17 protein-coding genes are annotated in these 18412 nt (G+C 63.0%); 7 read left to right on the top strand and 10 right to left on the bottom strand.

Going from position 1 to position 18412, the window contains the following annotated elements; translation table 11 throughout:
- Positions 1 to 27: 27 nt before the first annotated feature.
- Both ACVZUB_RS03275 and ACVZUB_RS03270 read left to right on the top strand, forming a co-directional pair.
- The gene (locus ACVZUB_RS03275) at positions 28 to 627 is read left to right on the top strand and encodes a TetR/AcrR family transcriptional regulator (protein WP_064075730.1); all 600 of its coding nucleotides are present in this window, start codon (positions 28 to 30) and stop codon (positions 625 to 627) included.
- Entirely contained in the window at positions 624 to 2417 is a 1794-nt protein-coding gene (locus tag ACVZUB_RS03270) for an alpha/beta fold hydrolase (protein ID WP_482628140.1), read from the top strand. Before ACVZUB_RS03275 ends, ACVZUB_RS03270 begins: the two co-directional genes overlap by 4 nt.
- Before the next feature lie 947 nt (positions 2418 to 3364).
- On the opposite strand, the gene ACVZUB_RS03265 is transcribed toward ACVZUB_RS03270, so the two are convergent.
- Positions 3365 to 3829 carry a hypothetical protein gene (locus ACVZUB_RS03265; RefSeq protein WP_136472130.1) on the bottom strand — a complete coding sequence of 155 codons (465 nt, stop codon included), beginning with the start codon at positions 3827 to 3829 and terminating at the stop codon, positions 3365 to 3367.
- A gap of 497 nt (positions 3830 to 4326) precedes the next feature.
- On the opposite strand from ACVZUB_RS03265, the gene ACVZUB_RS03260 reads away from it, so the two are divergent.
- The gene (locus tag ACVZUB_RS03260; RefSeq protein WP_003941084.1) at positions 4327 to 4848 is read left to right on the top strand and encodes a 2-oxo-4-hydroxy-4-carboxy-5-ureidoimidazoline decarboxylase; all 522 of its coding nucleotides are present in this window, start codon (positions 4327 to 4329) and stop codon (positions 4846 to 4848) included.
- Positions 4849 to 4904: 56 nt separating this feature from the next.
- Here ACVZUB_RS03260 and ACVZUB_RS03255 read toward each other — a convergent pair whose 3' ends face one another.
- The 9 genes from ACVZUB_RS03255 to ACVZUB_RS03215 form a co-directional block, all read right to left on the bottom strand.
- On the bottom strand, positions 4905 to 5360 hold the full coding sequence (locus ACVZUB_RS03255) for a tellurite resistance TerB family protein (RefSeq protein WP_003941110.1): 456 nt from the start codon (positions 5358 to 5360) through the stop codon (positions 4905 to 4907).
- An 84-nt stretch (positions 5361 to 5444) separates the two neighbouring features.
- The gene (locus ACVZUB_RS03250) at positions 5445 to 7001 is read right to left on the bottom strand and encodes a TerD family protein (RefSeq protein WP_052417026.1); all 1557 of its coding nucleotides are present in this window, start codon (positions 6999 to 7001) and stop codon (positions 5445 to 5447) included.
- 40 nt (positions 7002 to 7041) lie between these two features.
- The gene (locus ACVZUB_RS03245) at positions 7042 to 7935 is read right to left on the bottom strand and encodes an SGNH/GDSL hydrolase family protein (protein WP_482628139.1); all 894 of its coding nucleotides are present in this window, start codon (positions 7933 to 7935) and stop codon (positions 7042 to 7044) included.
- A 158-nt stretch (positions 7936 to 8093) separates the two neighbouring features.
- On the bottom strand, positions 8094 to 9500 hold the full coding sequence (locus ACVZUB_RS03240) for a TerD family protein (RefSeq protein ID WP_475843702.1): 1407 nt from the start codon (positions 9498 to 9500) through the stop codon (positions 8094 to 8096).
- Between the two features lie 27 nt (positions 9501 to 9527).
- Positions 9528 to 10385: an HAD family hydrolase gene (locus ACVZUB_RS03235; protein ID WP_482628138.1), complete on the bottom strand. Its 858-nt coding sequence runs from the start codon at positions 10383 to 10385 to the stop codon at positions 9528 to 9530.
- On the bottom strand, positions 10382 to 11491 hold the full coding sequence (locus ACVZUB_RS03230) for a cysteine protease StiP family protein (protein WP_003941082.1): 1110 nt from the start codon (positions 11489 to 11491) through the stop codon (positions 10382 to 10384). Before ACVZUB_RS03230 ends, ACVZUB_RS03235 begins: the two co-directional genes overlap by 4 nt.
- The gene (locus ACVZUB_RS03225) at positions 11488 to 12777 is read right to left on the bottom strand and encodes a phosphoribosyltransferase family protein (RefSeq protein WP_482628137.1); all 1290 of its coding nucleotides are present in this window, start codon (positions 12775 to 12777) and stop codon (positions 11488 to 11490) included. The genes ACVZUB_RS03230 and ACVZUB_RS03225 overlap by 4 nt, the downstream gene beginning before the upstream one ends.
- Positions 12774 to 13931, bottom strand: coding sequence for an HpcH/HpaI aldolase/citrate lyase family protein (locus tag ACVZUB_RS03220; protein ID WP_042950575.1), 1158 nt, complete (start codon positions 13929 to 13931; stop codon positions 12774 to 12776). Before ACVZUB_RS03220 ends, ACVZUB_RS03225 begins: the two co-directional genes overlap by 4 nt.
- Before the next feature lie 92 nt (positions 13932 to 14023).
- Positions 14024 to 15169 (bottom strand): hypothetical protein, encoded by a 1146-nt coding sequence (locus ACVZUB_RS03215; RefSeq protein ID WP_007727045.1) that lies wholly within the window; start codon positions 15167 to 15169, stop codon positions 14024 to 14026.
- 243 nt (positions 15170 to 15412) lie between these two features.
- Here ACVZUB_RS03215 and ACVZUB_RS03210 point away from each other — a divergent pair, with 243 nt between their 5' ends.
- The 4 genes from ACVZUB_RS03210 (at position 15413) to ACVZUB_RS03195 (ending at position 18368) form a co-directional block, all read left to right on the top strand.
- On the top strand, positions 15413 to 15988 hold the full coding sequence (locus tag ACVZUB_RS03210) for a TerD family protein (protein ID WP_003941199.1): 576 nt from the start codon (positions 15413 to 15415) through the stop codon (positions 15986 to 15988).
- Positions 15989 to 16125: 137 nt separating this feature from the next.
- Positions 16126 to 17247: a DUF475 domain-containing protein gene (locus ACVZUB_RS03205; RefSeq protein ID WP_054187878.1), complete on the top strand. Its 1122-nt coding sequence runs from the start codon at positions 16126 to 16128 to the stop codon at positions 17245 to 17247.
- 176 nt (positions 17248 to 17423) lie between these two features.
- The gene (locus ACVZUB_RS03200; protein ID WP_042452031.1) at positions 17424 to 17900 is read left to right on the top strand and encodes a GNAT family N-acetyltransferase; all 477 of its coding nucleotides are present in this window, start codon (positions 17424 to 17426) and stop codon (positions 17898 to 17900) included.
- Between the two features lie 18 nt (positions 17901 to 17918).
- Entirely contained in the window at positions 17919 to 18368 is a 450-nt protein-coding gene (locus ACVZUB_RS03195; protein WP_482628136.1) for a GNAT family N-acetyltransferase, read from the top strand.
- Positions 18369 to 18412: the final 44 nt, after the last annotated feature.

Genomic DNA, 18412 nt, shown 5'->3' with positions numbered 1-18412 from the left:
ATATGTAGACCGGTCTATTGTTGACTCATGGCATCCAAAGGAGACCTGACAAGGGCACGGCTCGCAGAATCCATGCTCGAGCTCATCCAGACCAGCGGCTACAGCGGCACGGGCCTGAACGCCGTGATCGAACACGCCGCAGCGCCGAAAGGGTCGATCTACTTCCACTTCCCCGACGGGAAGGAAGGCCTGGGCGTCGCAGCGATTGAGCTCGCCACGAAGGCATTCGGGACGCTGATTGCAGAGGCCGCGATTTCCCGGGTCGATGCGGCCGAGGCCGCACGCGCCGCGATCGAGGCCCTGACGACCATCGTCAGCGAGAGCAACTTCCGGCGGGGTTGCCCGGTCTCTGTCGTCACCCTGGAGATGGGCGCGGAGAACGAGCGTCTGCGGCAGGCGTGCGCCGCTGCCTTTGAGTCGTGGATCGCCCTGACAACCGCGTTTCTCGAGGCCAGCGGCGTTCTCCCCGACGAGGCCCGATCCCTGGCGACCGTTGTTGTGTCGACGATCGAGGGGGCGGTCATCGTCTCTCGCGCTACGCAGAACACGCAACCCCTGATTTCGGCCGCTGACATCGTTGCGGAGCTCATCAACCAGCGCTGCCAGACCGTTGGCGGAACGCGATGACTCCACGCGACGTCTCCCGTCACGCCCTGGTCTTCGGGGCCTCAGGTCTGGTCGGTCGGCACCTCGTCCTGACTCTCGCCGAGGCTGGTACGAACGTCACGGCGGCAGTTCGGACCGCCGAGTCCGGGGCCCGTGTCGAGCGATGGGTCAGAGAGCATGGCCTGACGCGGAGCATCAGCACGACGATCGTCGACTTCGACGCTCCTGAAATCGTCGCGGGTGGCCCATCGGCGTTCCCTTTCATCACAGAGATCCACAACTGCGCCGGGTCCTACCGATTCGGAATGACCGCCCAGGAGGCACGCAGCGCGAACGTCGGCATCGTCGAGAAGCTGATCGACTTCGCCAAGGACCTCCCCAACCTGCAGCGCGTGATCCACGTGTCGGGCTACCGCGTCGGCGGACAAGACCCCACAACGGTTCCATGGCCCGACGATCACCGCACCGCGGTTTACAAGGACCTTGGCGCCTACGAAGCGTCAAAAGTGGAATCCGACGCAATCTTCCAGGCCCGAGCCCTCAAGCACGGAGTTCCCTGGACCATTGTCAATCCGTCCAGCGTGATCGGCGACAGCGCCACCGGGGAATCCGACCAGCACATCGGGCTGGCCAGCACAGTCGAGCAGATTTGGAACGGCACCGCAGCAGCGTTGCCTGGAAACGAATCGACGTTTCTCCCGATCGTCACGGTCGACTATCTGGCGGCCTTCATGACGGCAGCTGCGGTCGATCCCGCTGCTGAGGGCATGGCCTACTGGGTTCTCCACGACGACACCCCACCGCTAGCGGACCTGCTCACACACGTCGGTCGGCATCTCGGTGCGAAGGTCCCGCGGGTCAGGATTCCGATCGGCGTCATCAAACGGCTCCCGCAGCAGATCACCAAGGCCGATCCCGAGACCCTCACCTTCATGTCCGCCGACCGCTATCCGACAGAGTCCGCCGTCGAGTTCGCCGACAGACACGGGATCCTGATGCCCGACGTGCTGGTGTCCCTCGAACGGTGGGCCGACTACCTGGCAGCGCATCGGTTTGGTGCCGTCATGTCCGCCGACCGTCGATTCGTCGACGTCGGCGGCCTGAGGACATTTGAGCTCGGCGTACGAGGATCGAGTCGGGTGATTCTTCCCGGCATGCCCGTGAACGCGGACACGTGGGCAGAGGTAGCTGCCGGCATCGAGGGGCGGGTCGTCGACTTGCCCGGCCTCGGCCTCAGTAGCGGGGCCGGCGTTCAGGACTGGGATGAGTGGCTGCCGGCGGTAGTAGCTGGTGAACCTGCTGACCTCGTCGGCCACTCCATCGGTGCGGCTGCTGCAGTAGTTGCGGCTGACCGGTTCCCGGCGCAGGTGAAGTCCCTCACGTTGATCGCACCGTTCTTCCTCCAGGCCCCGATGGGTGCCTCGGCCAGACTGAAGCCGCTCGTACGCGCCTACTTGCGACACGCAGACCCGGCACGGCTCTCACGCAAACTGACCGGATCAGAAGCGAGCGCGGATTCTCTCGTTTCCAGTCTCAGTGACCTCGAGCGAAGCAGTTCCAAGAGCGTGGCCGAGCATCTCGCCCGTGCGGGATCGAAGCGGTGGCGTGCTGAACTCCAAGAAGCGCTTAGGCGATTCAGTGGCCAGGTCCGCATCATCACAGGAAGCAAAGACCCAATCGACCCGGCCGCGGTTGCGCAGCTCGAGTCACTTCCGAACATCAAGCTGATCTCGCTGCCGGGTGCCGGGCACCATCCGCAACTAACCCATACCGATGCTCTCGTCGATCTGCTCGAGGGATCGCTCGCGTGACATAGACGCCTGCGGTTTCAGCAGCTGACAGAGATACGGGCATCCAATCTGTAGCTGGCCAGTCTGTCGGTGACCATCACACTCAGCACAACTCCAGTCCTTTGAGCAGTCGACGTAAGAGCTTCATGGCCGCCGAAGTGTTCACCAGGGCGTCAGTAAAACTGCGTTCCGCTTGAGCTCGCATGGAGTCACCTAGGAGAGCGCTATCCGCCATTCCCACGGCAATGGAAGCCACCGAATCCCACCCCAGCAATCATCTGAAGCCTCCTCGAATGCGTTGTTGCTCCGGATCAGTGACAACCGGGGAGGTCGACGGGCCGTGCAGTATTCGAATCGCGCAGTGTTCCTTCACTTCAATTGCAACGGAGGGGAGCGTTGAGTGGCTCGAGGCCGCATCACCGGAACCCGATACGAGTAGCGAGGCAACATGATCGGCGGGGCCGGCGCTGCAGCTTCGAGGGTGCCCGCCGCGAGCCTGGTGAGCAACACCCCATCGCCGGCGGCATCAACCTCGTCGGCATCAGGCGGGTCCTCGAACTCGAGGACAGCACCGCAGCACTACGCCGCGACAACGCGCAAACAACACTGAAATCCGCACAGCCAGAAGGACACACCGCACAGTAAGGACCACCGCCATGGAAAACGACCGCGTACCCGCAGCCGTCGACGCGACGCCCGACGCCGACTACATCGAACAATCAATACCCGTCGTCCAGGACGAAAACCTCTGAGTGAGTCACGGCACCTCATGGAGAGTTCGCCGTTCACACACCAACGGCGCAGATAAACCGTGGAAGATCGTGACGTCTACGAGCTACTTCCGAGGCAGCGAGCGCTTGCGTCGCCCCACAAAAAGAATCGCCGAGCTACTTGCGTTCGAATGGCGTAGCCGCGAGGACGGTTACGTGAAATTCCGGTTTCCCTGCCACCGCCGCCGCCATACGGACTCACATGTTCAACGTCCCCACATCACTACGCCCCTTCCGTCGAGCCGGCCACGCCCGAACTGCCTTCCGCCCGGAGAAAACCGCCAACGCTCCCGTCGCCAATGACAGCGAACTGCTCAAAGCCACGATCAGCGTCGGACTCGATCCGACCAAGTGACCACTCGAACCCCGCCACAACCTGACCGTCTGCCCCACAGCGTATTCGTGCGCGCTGGAGCACTCGACGAACGATTCGATGTGGTCCACCTCGTCCTGCGCCCATCCCACCGTATAGGTGCGCGGATGCACACAACGGCCCAGCGTGGCACCGTCCTCCACGTCCAGCACCCTCGCTTCGACAGCAGGACCCATACCACCGGAGATCGACTGCACAGCAATGCTGAACGTCACCACCGCGCAGATGAGTGCTGCCAGAGCAAGTATCGACAATGCGGCGACGATCCACATCCCCCTCCGCTCGCCCACCGTATCCACCCTCGACCTCATAGATTCTTGATATGACATCTACGGCCCGATACAAAATCGAGCCAACCGCGAACTCGCGCGGAGCCTCCACGACTGCCAGCGAACGAGACACACTCCCTGCCCATTGCAGGGGCCGACGCCGAGAGCCTCAAACGAGAGCCGACCCTGTCAAGCCGCTGGTCGCCTTTCGGAGACGGCGGGATCGCCAACCGATCTCCGTGAAGTTGCATCAGACGCAACGTTGATTGGCCTCTTTTCGGGACAGATTGCTCGCCATCTCCTGTGGTCATCGGCGCCCGGTTGAGTCGGCTTCGTCAGCGAACCTTGTCGGGTGGAGACCGTGTCGGTCAGCTCGTTACGCCGCGTTAAGAACCTGAAAACTCGGGGAGCAAACCTTCCTTTCCCAGGTGAAGCGGCGGATTATCGATATGGCCGCGCATCTGGTTACCGCGCGGCATGTCGAGCGCGCCTGAAGGCACAACGGGCCGGGAGGTCACATGCTGCTACATCAATCGATCGGGTTGGAGCGCTTCAACGAACTACCGCGGCAGAAGGCAGTTCACGCATTGTTCGAGTGCTGCTGCTCGCTGACGTGGGCCGGGTGGGTCAGCGACGGACGTCCGTTCGCCGATCACGCGGAGATCCTCTCGCGCGCCGAGGACGCGATTCTCAACCTCTCGGACGTCGACGTCGAACGCGCCCTGCAATGCCATCCACCGGTCGGCGTCCGTAGGAACAGCGTGCCGTCCCACCTCGAGCAATGCTCGATCTGGGTTCCGGACGACGCCGTCATGGCAACCATCTATCGCGCCGGCGAGGAGTACGAGCGGAACTTCGGCTTCCGGTATCTGTGGTGTTCGCACGGCCACGACGCCGACGACCTGCTCGAGAACATCGGCCAGCGCATGTCCAACGAACGGTCCGTCGAGCGCAAGGTCTGCGTCGACGAGCTCGCCAAGATCACGCGGACGAGGATCGAGCGCATGCTGGGACCCGAGGACGGTTATCCCGAGTACTGAAAAGAAGAGCGGGTGCAGCGCTTTCGCGCCGCACCCGCTTTCATGCTCTGAATCGATCAGAGATCGAACTCGGCCGGAGAGATTCCGACTGCAAAACACATGTCGCGTACGACGCCGCGCTCGTGCTCGTCGAAGTTGCCGTCCGCGCCGCCGATGATGATGCCGATCTGGATGACTGCGCGGGCCTGATCCTGCTTCGACTTGAGCTTGGCGATGGTCGCGGTTGCCTCGACCTTGCCGAACTCGTAGTCCGAGGACAGCTTGCTGCAGTACCAGTCGAACTGCTCACGAAGCTCGTCCGGCGGGAAGACCGCGAGCGACTCGTTGCTCATGATCAGCGCGGCGGTCTTCTGACGCTCCGACGGATCGATCGAACCGTCTGCGGCGGCGATCAACGCGCACATTGCCATGCTCGCGTTCTTGAATTCCTTGTTCTGGAACTGGCTGGTCTTTGTCTTGAGCTGGCCGTTCATCTCCTGAGCCTTAGCCTTCAACTGATCCCAGAATGCCATGAGTCTCCTCGAGTATTGCCGCCACACACCGCGCGTGGTCGTACCACCACTCTGCCTGTGCGCTCGGCAATCCGCCATCGGCCGCTAGGTGCGGTCGAACACTGCCAGAATTCGCGACTCGGAGATCGGGTCGAGCACGTCCGGGGTGAAGTGCCATTGCGTGCGGGTCCACGGATCGTGAACCTCCGTCTGCCCTGCTGCCGAAAGATGTTGGCACCCCTCGGACAGCGCGGCGACGGATTCTTCCGCGAAGTTCGACTCGTCCTCTCCGACAATCAGTATCGACAAACCGATTGCCGGTCCGCGTTCGGCGAGGAACATGATGGTCTGTGCGTCTTCGGCGGAATATCCGTGCGGGAAATCGCTGAGGATCAACAGGCGCAGGGAACTCGGGCCATCTGCGACACCACTCATTCGCGCGAGTTCGCCCATGTCGACGGCCTCGGCCAGTGCCCGCAAGCGCGCCGAGATCTCGGTGTGAGCGGTGATGACCGGCCCCGCGAGCATCGGTGCCAGTCGGTCGGTCAGTGGCGTGAGCGAGCCGGTCAGGTCGACGACGTCGAGTAGCGGCATCGGGCCGGCGGCCATGACGCGCACGGTGACGGCACTGATCAGACCGAGCGCTGCTTTGCTCGACGTGCTGTCCACCCAGATCGGCCGGCGCAGTGGCAACGGGACGCAGTAGGGAACGGTGAGTGTGCCGCGGTCCGGAGCCGACAGCTCGCCAAGACGCATTCCGTCGCTGACGGCCGTGATCTGAGCCGGATCGGTTGTACCCGCCCAGGACACCGACTTCCACGACGCCATCGACCGTGGGAGCACGCCGTCGATCACGCCGAGTTCGTGCGCAAGCTGAGCGCTGTCGCGGGCGTGATTGTCCCGCGCGAGTGAGACGAGGTCGTCGTGACGCTTCTGTGCGGCATCGCGCGCCGCCACTCCCGCTGCCGAGTTCCGCAACGACGGATCTGCGACGGCTGCGGTCAGATCCTCGTCCAAACGGGCAAGCGCGTACTCGCTGCTGGAGACGAAGGAAGCGGCAGAACGCGAGGCGTCCTCGAAGATCATCCACGCACGCTCGAGGCCGCGGCCCACCTCCAACGGCTCCACGGCGGAGTCCCACTCGGGCGCAGCTGTCGGGCCTGGTTGTGCCGGCTCGTCGTCCACCTCGACGCCGTGCACCGAGATCAGTTCCGCCAGACCACCCGCATAGCCCTGCCCTACGGCCCGAATCTTCCAGGCACTGGACTTTCGGTACAGCTCCCAGCAGATGACCGCTGTCTCGGTACCTGCGGTGGGGATCGCGAATTCGGCCAGGACCGAACCGGATTGATCGCTCAGGGTGGCGGAGAGCCCGGCCGTGCGAAAGGCGCCCGCGGCCGTCGCTGCCGGATCCACGCTGACGATGCACAACACGGCCGCGGCATCGGGGTGAAGTCGATCGAGTTCCACCCGGATGCCGCTCTGGTCGAGTTGCACTCCAGCGGTGGATGGTTGGTTGTAGAACACGAAGTCCGCGGACGTCAATGCCCGCAGGTTCGCGTCCGCTACCAGCGCCGACACGTCGAACGGCGTCTGGCTCTCGGCTCGAAACGTCACCACGGGCGCCTGCAGCGGCGCGTTCTGTCCGGGAACAAAAGTCATACCCACAGCAGCGAACTATGCCATGACCGGGCTCTCTCGGTCAGCCTTGCAGATCCGCCACCACTAGATCGGCGACCGCGGTCATCCCGGCGTCCGTGAAGTGCAAGCGCTGCGCCGTCGACTCCGAGAACAGGCCTTCGAACCAACGCTGATCTGCACTCGCACATGCGTCGTGCCCGCCGGCGATGCTCGCCGCCGCAATGTCGACAGTGCGCACACCGTGGGCGTGGGCGACCTCGTCGAACTTCGTGTTGTAGCGAGCGAAGTAGTCCATGAACCAGGATGCGTCGGCGTCTGAGAACGGAATGTTCGGCCAGCATCCGCGAGAGGAGATCATGCCGCCCTCACCGATCAGGTAGATGCGAGCGTCAGGCGCGCGCTGCGTGACCGCAGTCAGGATGCGATCCAATTCTCCGGCAGCCCGGTCGATTCCGGATTGGGCTACGGAATTCGCGAGCGGGTCGTACCGGCATCCACGATCGGTTCCTGGCCCCGGAGCGACGCACAGGGGACCGAGGAAGATGCTGTTGGAGTCGTTGCCGCCGATCGAGATGGTGATCAGGTCGGTGTCCGGGTGAACGGCATCGAGTTGGACAGGCCAGTAGTTCGGAATCAGCTGTGGAGTGTCGATGATGTTCTCGGCGCGTGCCGCGCTGCAAGAGACGTCGGCGAACTCCGCGACCTCGAGTGCCCGAGAGATCTTGCCCGCGAAGTTCTCGTACGAACGCGAACAGGCGTCGGGGTACATCGGTTCCAGCCTTGGACCGGAGGCGCGGGAGTCACCGAGGGCGACGTACTTGATCCCGGTGCCGGATACACCTGACAGCGTTTCCGACTGCGGCACCGAAGCCTGCGCGATTCCGGTGCTCACGAGCGCCAGCACAACGCCTGCGACGGCCGCCGCCCGACCGAGAAGTTTCCCTCGAATGATCATCTACTGTGCCAAGTCCTCTCGCGCACGGCCGCTCGACTGACGGCTCGACATGCCGCATGAGGTTAACGCACAGAGGGTGAAACGATGTCCGGTTCGACGGACGGCGATCGAAATCACCTACCGCCGAACCGGATTCATCTCGACTATGCAGTCTCGACTCAAGCAGTGAGGAAACGGCCCAGCTGCGGCGCAGCTTCTCCTGCGTGCTTGGCCTGGATACCTTCACCGATGGCCTGCAGCTTCCATTCACCGTTCACGCGGTACACCTTTGCCATCACCATTCCGGTGAAAGCCATGCCGCCCTGGAGCGTGTATCGAGCGAGCTCGGAGTTGGTGGTGCTGTCCACGAGACGGCAGAAAGCGTTGGAGACCTGCTCGAACGTGTGTCCGCGGTACGAGGTCACGGTGAAGATCACGGTGGTCACGTGAGCCGGGACCCGCTGCAGATCGACGAGCATGACCTCGTCGTCGCCGTCTCCGTCGCCGGTCAGGTTGTCACCCATGTGACGGACCGAGCCGTCCTTGGACGTCAACTGACCGTAGTAGCAGACGTCGACGAGGTTGCCGTCGGCGTACAGGAGTGCCGAAGCGTCGAGGTCGACGTCGGCGGTACGGCTTCCGAACAGGCCGCTCTTCTTGATCGGATCCCAACCCAGACCCATCTGGATCATGGTGAGCGCGACGCCGCCCTCCTTGCGGAGTGTGACCTTCTGGCCCTTGGTCAGGCTGACGGGGCGTCCCTTGACCAGGCTCACCTCGGGCTGCTGCGCCGGCGGCTGGTTCTGCACGGGAGGCGCCGGGGGTGCCTGGTTGTACGTCGGCTGCTGGTTGTACGTCGGCTGCTGGTTGTACGCAGGCTGCTGCGCCGGCGGGTAGGCCGGCGGCGTCGGTCCCTGGTTGTAGGCAGGCGGCTGGTTGTACGCGGGCGGGGCCGGCGGAACCGGCGGCGCGTTGTACGAAGGCTGCTGCTGCGGCTGGTTGTACGCCGGCGGTGTAGGAGCGACGGACGAGGGCGGGGTGATCGGCGCCGGAGCCGCGACCGGAGTGGGAGGCGGCGGTGGTGCATCGTCGACGGACACACCGTGATCGGTGACCAGCGCGGCAAATCCACCCGCGTACCCCTGGCCGACGGCGCGCACCTTCCACGCACCCTGGCGTCGGTACACCTCGAGCGCGATGACGATGGACTCGGTGGTGAGGCCGTCGATCACGTACTCGTACAACACGTTCCCGGCCGCATCGGAGACCCGAGCGGTCGGTGCAGCAGTGCGCCCGAAGTTCGACGAAGCGTCGTCGAGCGTGATGACGGCGCGAACCTGCTCGATATCGGCGGGTACGCCGGCGAGTGAGACTCGGAGTGAGGCAATGCCACCCGGGTTGGGTACCAATTGCACGCCGGGTCCGGTCGGCTGGTTGAAGAAGACGAAGTCGGCGTCGGAACGAACTTTTCCGTTGCTCGTCACGAGGAGTGCAGACAGGTCAGCGGCCGCAGCCAGCTGAACCGAGACAACTACATCCGAGACGTCCAGCGGGCCGTTCTGCCCTTTGGCAAGCGATACAGACAACTAAATCCCCTTCATAGAGAGCGTGTATTACCCGAGCGCGGAAGAGAACCACCGCAAGATCTCCGCGCTCGCTGCGATACCGGACCTTTCTGTCACAGTAACGGTCGGCCGTTGCCAATTCAGTTCTTCCAGCTCACCGTGCCTGGGCCGGATCGCGAAATCGGAGTATTCGAGCATGTCCGCATCCAATGCGCCGTCACCAGCCGAGATCACGACGGCGGACTGATCCAGATCACCCGACTCGACCAGTCTGCGGCGCACCTCTGCCAGCGCTCGTGACTTCGAGACCGCGTCGGGCATCGTGTAGATCTTGCGGCCTTGACGCGAGACGTTCCAGCCCCGCGTCACGCACCACCCATTCCATTCGGTTTCGAATTCACTCGGCATCACGGCCAGATCGACGACCAGGTATGGAAACAGGTCGTCGGCAACACGAATGGAGCTGACCCAGCTCGAGTCGATCCGCGATTCCAGTTCCGCCTGAACCTGCGGCAACTCGGCGCCGGACTTACGGGTCGAACGGTCGATCTCGTTTCGCCAGTCGCGATCGGCTTCGCCGTCTACGAGGATGTTTCCGCCGTTGCTCGTGATCGCGTACTTCCACGGTCCGCCGGGAAGATCGATCCGCTGGAACTGCGCAATGGTCCTGGTCGTCGTCGGAATTACCGGAACCCGCGAGCTGAGCGCGGTCAGCAGTTCGATCGATTCGACGCTCATGTGCGAGAGCGGACCGCCGTTGTAGTACTCGACGCACAGCGGGCTCGGTGCCGAATCCAGGTCGGAGCCACTGGGATCGCCGCCGATCGCGGCCTGCGAATAGATCATCGTGCGATCCAGATCCGTGGCGATCAGGACCTGGGACGCAGCGGTGTCCACACGGCTCACGTGATGTCCTTGATCAGGCCGACACACGAGTAGGCGAGATCCGGGACGACCTCGACCGGGACCCCACGGGCCTGTGCCAACAACCGGATGTGTGCGTGCTCCGGGGCTTCGAGTTCGCGCACCAGAACCTTCCAGGGAAGCCGGCGCAGCAGCACCCTGGTTGTTTCTCCGACACCGGGTTTGACGAAGTTGACCGTCGAGATCCCGTACTCGGCCTGCACCTTCTCCACCGACTCCCAACCGGCCCAGGTCGGCGTCCGATCGGAATCGAGCACTGCAGCAAGAGAATCCGCTGCGTCGCCGCGAACCGAATCGAACTCGGCCGAGACCACGTCGAGCAACCTGTTGGAAACGTCGACGTCGGCGAGGTCGGCGTAGAACTTGGCGCCGTGGAAATCGCCGGGCCCGATGAGGGTGTCGTTGAGGACAGTTCGTGAGACCAAGCCGGACACCGTCGAATTGAGACACGCCGACGCGATCAGGAAGTCGTCACGGGTCCCGTACGTTCGCACGCAGTGTCCGGGGTCGGCGAGAACAGCCAGATCGGAGTCGAACTTCGCTCCGCCTGCCTCGTGGTACTCCGTCAACGCTGCGTCGAGTTCGCGGGCGATGGCGCCCTTGCCCGTCCAGCCGTCGACGAAGACGACGTTCTCCGAGTCGTGATGGTGCGCAAGATAATCGAGTGCGACGGAATCGATTCCTTTGCCACGGACGATGGACACCGCATAGTGCGGCAACGTCAACCCGCGGGTCTGCTGGGCCCAGCGCCGCATCAGAATCCCGATCGGTGTTCCGGCCCGGGCGAGTGAGACCAGCGTGATGTCACTCCCCCGCTCGGCCAAGACCAGGTCCATCACGGTCCCGACAGCGCGCGCCAACCGTGGAGCGCTCTCGGCGAGCACCGTCTCGAAAAGATCCCGGTATGCCTGATCGGGTTGGTACTCGATGGGGAGAGACTCGGCATAGTGCGCCTCACCCGACTGAATACGCTTCTCGCGCACGGATACATCCGCTTCGAGATCCACGTGCGAGAGATCCTTGAGCAGCCACTTCACTTCGCCCGGCGCGTACGAACCGAATTCGGGCCCGACCAATGGTTCGTTCATGACGAGCTCCCTGCTCTGGAATCTCGCAGCGCCGACGGATCGGCCCCGCGAACGGTGGCGACCAGGACGTCGGTGCCGGAGTTCCGCAACACCTCGACCACTCCGTCCATCGCCGTCAACCGATCGGTGTCGGCGGGCTCGTCGATGACCAGCAACGCAAGGGCGTCGACCGCCGCATCAGGCCACTGCGCGTTGTAGACGTATCGGGGTTCGTTCTCGCCCAGTTCGGGCGCCGGAAAGGTGAACCCGCGACGCAGCGGGTATCCCGGCACGTCAACGACGTAGGCGGGTGAACGCGTCGTGGTCTGGTAACGAACTGCTCGCCCAGAGCTTTCCAAGCCTGCAGCGATGCGCAGTGGCAGGTACATCAACTCCTCGTGACCGATCACGATCACAGCACGCGACGCGTCGATCGACGATTTGAGAATGAACACCGCTGCCTCGACGGCTGACTCGAATGCCGCGGTGTCGCCGTCGAGAAAGCCGTGCCTGCCACCGTCGGGGACATGTGCCGGCCACGGCAGATCCATCTGAGACAGCGTGCCGCGGCGATCACCGATCGGATTCAGATCCGGAGCATCCAGCGCCGTGACGCGCTCGGTCAGGCCGTCGGGCAGGACCGTCGAACCCGAAGCGAGAGAGACGTAGTCGATTCGTACATTCAACTCTGCCGCCGCGGCTTCGCCGGCGACTCGGTGTTCCTCGGTTCTCATGTCCACCAGCGAGGCCACGACGTAGCGGCTTCGCGGGCATTGCCCGTGCAGCGCCCGGATGGCATCGATCGCGGTGGCGCCGGTGGAGATCTCGTCGTCGACGAGGACCAGAGGCAGGTCGTTCTCGAACAGTTCGGCGGACGTCGGCTGCATCAGATGGCTCGTGGCGTGCGAGTGCCCCTCCTCGAACCCGGCGAGCGTCGTAGCACCTGGTACGTCGCGACGAGTCGAGTGCAGGTAGCAGTGAGCGCGCAGACGGGCCGCAACGCAATGACCCAAACCTGTTGCGGTTTCGGCAAACCCGAGCACGACGACGTCGACACCCTCACCGAGGGTTGTCCGCACCAGATCGCCGAGGTCGTCGGCAGCACCGATGACCACGGACGGCTCGGTGGGCACGTGCTTTCCCAGCACAGTGGACACCAGCAGATGAGCGCGACGCGGATTCCGCCGAAGTCCCGGGATCACCAGATCGGGCACCGAATGCCCGAGTGACGAATCACCGTGAACGAGGTCCAAGCCGAATTCTGCTGTAGCCCAGGGAACGTCCTTGGACTGGACAAGCTCTGTCATCGATCGACCAACGCCGTCAGCAACTCGACGAACGTGATTCCCTTGTTGGTCACACCGAACACGTGAGCTCGGAGCGCAGTCTGATGGGCCCAATTGCGGTGCGGCTTCATCTCGTTCATCTTGTTCCGGTAGCCGGACGCCTGAACTCCCCCGGCGTCGGCACCGAGAATGTCGAGGGCATCGTGATATTCCTCGTGCGTGACAGCGGACAGTGCATTGACCGCTGCGACGTGCGACGGGTGGATGACCGTCTTGCCCTGGATTCCGTTGGCTCGGTCCAGCGCGATCTCACGGAGCAGACCGTCGAGGTCGCGGCTGACGAGATGCTGACGGAACCGGACGGCGTCGTGTTCCTCGAACGGGGTGGCGCGCAGCATCGGCCGGAACATGCGTTCGTGATCGGCGAAGTACTCCCACACGGGCCCGGTGATGACAAAACCCGAACCGTCCGCGCGCCCGAGATAGTTGACGATGTCGGCGATGACGTCGACCACCACGCGCACGTCGTAGATGGTCAGATCGCGGTCACGACGGATGCCGAAAGTGCTGCACATGTCGGTGGCGCCGATGCGGACGGCAAGGATTCGATCGCGGTGTTGCGCGAGAATCCCACTGATGGTGCGCAATTCGAGATCGCGAGTATCGCGGTGCACAAGCGCGGGTGATTCGAGTACCGGCATCGCGTAGAGATGCTTGCCCAGCAACTCGGATGCGTCCGCGACGGCGTCGAGGAACACAGGGCCGGACTCGCTGCCGAACTTCGGGATGACGAACCCGGTGAGCGCGGCGCGCCCCTCGGTCAACGACGCGGCGACCTTGTGGATGTCCGCGACTTCACGAACCCGCACGAACAGCAGCATGCCGACGGCGTCGGTGGACGCGATCTTGTCGAGAGCGTCAACCGCGTTCGCTCGCGCTGACTCCACCTCGTGATCCGCGACGGCGTCCTCGAGATCAAGCACCATCGAGCTGACGCCCTCGGACGCACGCTTGACCACGATGTCGGCCAACCCGGCCCGGGTGGCAGGAACGTAGAGAGTTGCACCCAGAGCAATCGCGAGCAGATCCCTCTCGTCGGAATCCGCGAACGATCGAGGCGCATGCAGGAACAGTTGCTCCCGCACGTCATCCTCGAGATGTTGAAAGTGCTGCATTTCTCTTCTCTCTGTAACCGCAATCAAGTCCATGAAACGACCCCCTGTGACAACGCGTCGAGCAACTCCGATCCCCCGATCGGCCCGACCATTCAGTTTTTGCCGGCTCGCGCCCGCATCTTCTCGACAACTTCGGTGATGAACGTCGATACCGAGTCCAGCTGTAATACATACGACCAGTAGTCCGGATGAGTTCCCGACAGTGACGCACTCGCTCGCTCGATCCTTGCTAGTTGAGCATCGAGTACGGAGCCCCACTCCGCCACCAACCCTTGGTTAACAGCGAACATCTGGGCGTCTTTCAGCCGGAAACGAACCTCACGTTCCTTTTGGCTCGGATCTGCCCGGACTGCACGCAGAGTAGCGAGACGGTCCGTCACGGCGTCGGCACACGCTTCGGCGTCGGCGAGGTGCACGCGGGCTTCGGCCATCAAAGCCAGTGCATGTTCGGGGTTTCCCGCAGCCAGCGACTGCTTCGCTTCCTTGAGATCGATGTCGGCCTGATCGATATGCGCTCGGCTGCGACTGCTGTTGTCGACGAGGTCAGCAGAACTCGCGGCGTTGAACTCGCGCAGCAATGCGGAGTACGCCGGATCCAGGCGGTCCACTCGAGTGCGCACTGCCGACAACCTGGTCGAGACCGAGGAAATCGTCATCTCGGCACGGTGCTGGGTCGACGGGGCTTCTGCCAATGCTTCCTCGAGCGCCGATACCGCTTCGCGGACACTCTCGGCCCGCGTGCGGACTGCGTCGGCGCGACCGGATGAGCGCGCATTGTCGAGCGCTGCAACCGCGTCGTCGAGGTGTTCGGAGGCCGTCACCACCGACGGGTACTCGCGATAGCGCTGATCGGTGGCAGCCAGTTTTTCCCGGACGGCGTTCGCCAGGGTTCGGGCCTGCTGGCCGAGGACGGGAATGGCGGACATCGTGACCGTCGCCTGCTCGAGGTGCGCACGATGCCCGTTGTAGAAGGCGTCGACGCCCTTCGCCGCCTCGACGAGTTCGGCTACCGACTTTTCGAACGCCGCCCGAGCACCGTTCGGGTTCTGGTGAAGTACCTGATCGTTGCCATAGCGCTCGGATGTGTCGAGGTAGTCCGACGCAGCCTGGAAGCACCGATCCCGAACGGGTTCCCACGCAGCGCGCAGCCCTCGCTCGGGGTACAGCTCGGCGGAAGCGTCGACTGCTGCCGACGCGATGGTCTGCCGCTTGTCCATGTCGAGGAACGCCGAAACCATGGCCGTCTGCGCCTCCCGCGCACGACTGACCGACTCCCCCACTCTTGCCCCCCGATTGAAGCGCTCCGACCATCTTCCCACCACGATTGAATCCTACGGGTCCAGCACTTCGCTTCTCGGTTCGTAATTCTGCTGTTACGGCGAACACACCGGAACTGCGGTTAGGGTGGTGGAGGTAAACACACTCCCAAGACGACTTCGCGTCGTAGTGGGCCTTGTCTCTCCTCTTGAAAGGACCCCTGAATGGGCGTCAGCTTGACCAAAGGCGGCAATGTCTCTCTCACGAAGGAGGCCCCGAACCTGACTGCAGTGGTCGTCGGCCTGGGCTGGGACGCACGTTCCACCACCGGAGCTGCTTTCGACCTCGACGCCAGCGCAATCGGCGCAGGCTCGAACAAGAAGGTCCTCTCCGACCAGCACTTCATCTTCTTCAACAACCTCCGTTCGCCCGACGGCTCGATCGAGCACAAGGGTGACAACACGGACGGCGAAGGCGAAGGCGACGACGAGCAGATCGACGTGAACCTCGCAGCGGTTCCCGCCGAGGTCGAGAGCGTTGTCTTCCCCGTCTCGATCTACGACGCAGAAGCTCGCTCGCAGTCCTTCGGCCAGGTCCGCAACGCGTACATCCGCGTCGTCGACAAGTCGAACGGCAACGAGCTCGCTCGTTACGACCTCTCCGAGGACGCTTCCACCGAGACCGCCATGGTCTTCGGTGAGCTGTACCGCAACGGTGCAGAGTGGAAGTTCCGCGCAATCGGCCAGGGCTACGCGTCCGGCCTCGCGGGCATCGCGCGCGATTACGGCGTCAACGTCTGATCTTCGCTCTCGACGAGCTGACTCGGGGAAGGTTCCGCAGTAGTCTGTGGAACCCTCCCCGTTTTCACGTTCGGATGCGGTGAGAGACCGCTTGCAGTAACCACTCTGCATTGACCAACTAGAAAGGGCCACGCTCCGTGGTACTGCGAATATTCGGTTTATCCATCGCAATTTCGATCCTCGCGATGATCGTTGCGTTCATCTACGGCGGACCCGAGGCACTGTTCCTCGTCATCATCCTGTCGATTCTGGAAATCTCGCTTTCCTTCGACAACGCCGTCATCAACGCCACTGTTCTGCAAAGAATGAGTGAATTCTGGCAGAAGATCTTCCTCACCATCGGCGTCATCATCGCCGTCTTCGGTATGCGTCTGGTGTTCCCGCTCGTGATCGTCTGGGCTGCATCCGGTCTCGGACCCGTAGCTGCACTCGACCTCGCACTGAACCCGCCTGCGGACGACGCCGCGTACTTCGCCAACGGCGAGCCGAGCTACGAAACCATCCTCACCGACGCTCACCCGCAGATCGCTGCCTTCGGTGGCATGTTCCTGCTGATGCTCTTCCTCGGATTCATCTTCGAAGAGCGTGAGATCACCTGGCTGTCCTGGCTGGAGAAGCCGCTCGCTCGCATCGGCAAGCTCGATCAGCTCTCCGTCGTCGTGGCCGGCATCGTCCTGGTTCTCAGTGGTTCTTTCCTCGCTGCTGACGACAAGGTCTCCACCGTCATGATCTCGGGCGTTCTGGGCATGATCACCTACATCGCGGTCAACGGATTGGGTGAACTGTTCAATCTGCCGGAAGAAGGCGAAGAGGAAGAAACCACCAAGTCCGGCGGCCCCACGCAGCTCGCGAAAGCGACCGGTAAGGCCGGCTTCTTCCTGTTCCTCTACCTCGAGGTCCTCGACGCGTCCTTCTCCTTCGACGGCGTCATCGGCGCATTCGCCATCACAGCAGACCCGATCATCATCGCCCTCGGCCTCGGCTTCGTCGGCGCGATGTTCGTCCGTTCCATCACGGTCTTCCTGGTCCGCAAGGGCACGCTCTCCGATTACGTCTACCTCGAGCACGGTGCGCACTGGGCCATCGGCGCTCTGGCCGTGATCTTGATGGTGTCCATCGGCGTTCACATCAACGAGATCATCACCGGCCTGGTCGGTGTCTTCTTGATCGGCGCTGCTTTCATCAGCAGCCTCATTCGCAACAAGCGAATCGCGAATGCAGATCCGAAGTTGGACGAGAACACTCCGGCAACTGTCTGACGTTCTTTTTCACGAAACGCCCGCGACCAATTGGTCGCGGGCGTTTTGTTTGTTCTGCCTGAATTGAAACCCTCTGCATTCACAGCCGCGCGCCAATTGTTCAGCCGCGCGCCAAATTCAGCCTGCGGGTGAACAATTGCCCTGCGGGTGCGAAGAACCTATTCGTAAGGGAAACCATGAACGAGATAGCCATAGAGCGCGCAACGGACGAGGACGCCGCGGAAATCCTTGTTCTACAACGCTGTTGCTGGGTTTCGGAAGCAATCTCCAACAACAGCATGGACATACCCCCGCTCCACGAGGACCTACCCACGGTCCGAGCCTGGGTTCAGGAGTCGACTGTCTGGACCGCACGACGCGGCGGCCGGCTCGTCGGGGCCGTGCGAGGAACCGCGGACGGAACCGCATGGCAGATCGGTCGCCTCATGGTGGCACCGGACTTGGCGGGCAACGGCCTCGGCCGACGCCTCTTGCAGCACGTGGAACAGAACGCTCCGGAGCACATCACACGTTTCGAGCTGTTCACCGGAAGCAGGAGCCTGCGGAACATTCGCCTGTACACCCGAGCGGGCTACTCCCAATTGCCGCCGGACCCCAGCCACATCCCCGGAGTCGTCTACCTGTCCAAGCCGAACGCCATCAACTCCGACTGAACGGCGATACTGACTTCTGTGGTGAACATTCGCGTCGCAGCACAGACAGACTTGCCGTTCTTACGTGAGCACGACTCGCACGTCGCTGCCGAGGAACTCGCGTCAGTGATCCAACGCGGCCGGATACTCGTCGCCGAGGACAGCGGGAAACCAATCGGATGGCTCCGCTGGGGCTTGTTCTGGGACGAGATTCCGTTCATGAACATGCTGACCGTCCTGTCTTCGAACCGCGGCCAAGGCATCGGGCGCGCTTTGGTCACAGATTGGGAAAAACGCATGAGCCGCGCGGGACACTCGCAGGTCCTCACCTCGACACTCGCCGACGAATCAGCCCAGAACTTCTATCGCGCAATGGGATATACCGACGCGGGAGTTCTGTTACTCCCAGGCGAGTCCTCCGAAATCTTCCTACGTCGAGACCTCGATACGACGACCGATCTGACCGATCCCCACATTACCCACGAGTAATATATGGTGGTCGTCACACCACGATCTCAGGGTGGGGCGTGGCA

This window comes from Rhodococcus sp. OS5, from assembly GCF_056837585.1.
Note: the sequence above shows the minus strand (reverse complement) of the source record. Positions and strands in the feature narration are given on the sequence as shown.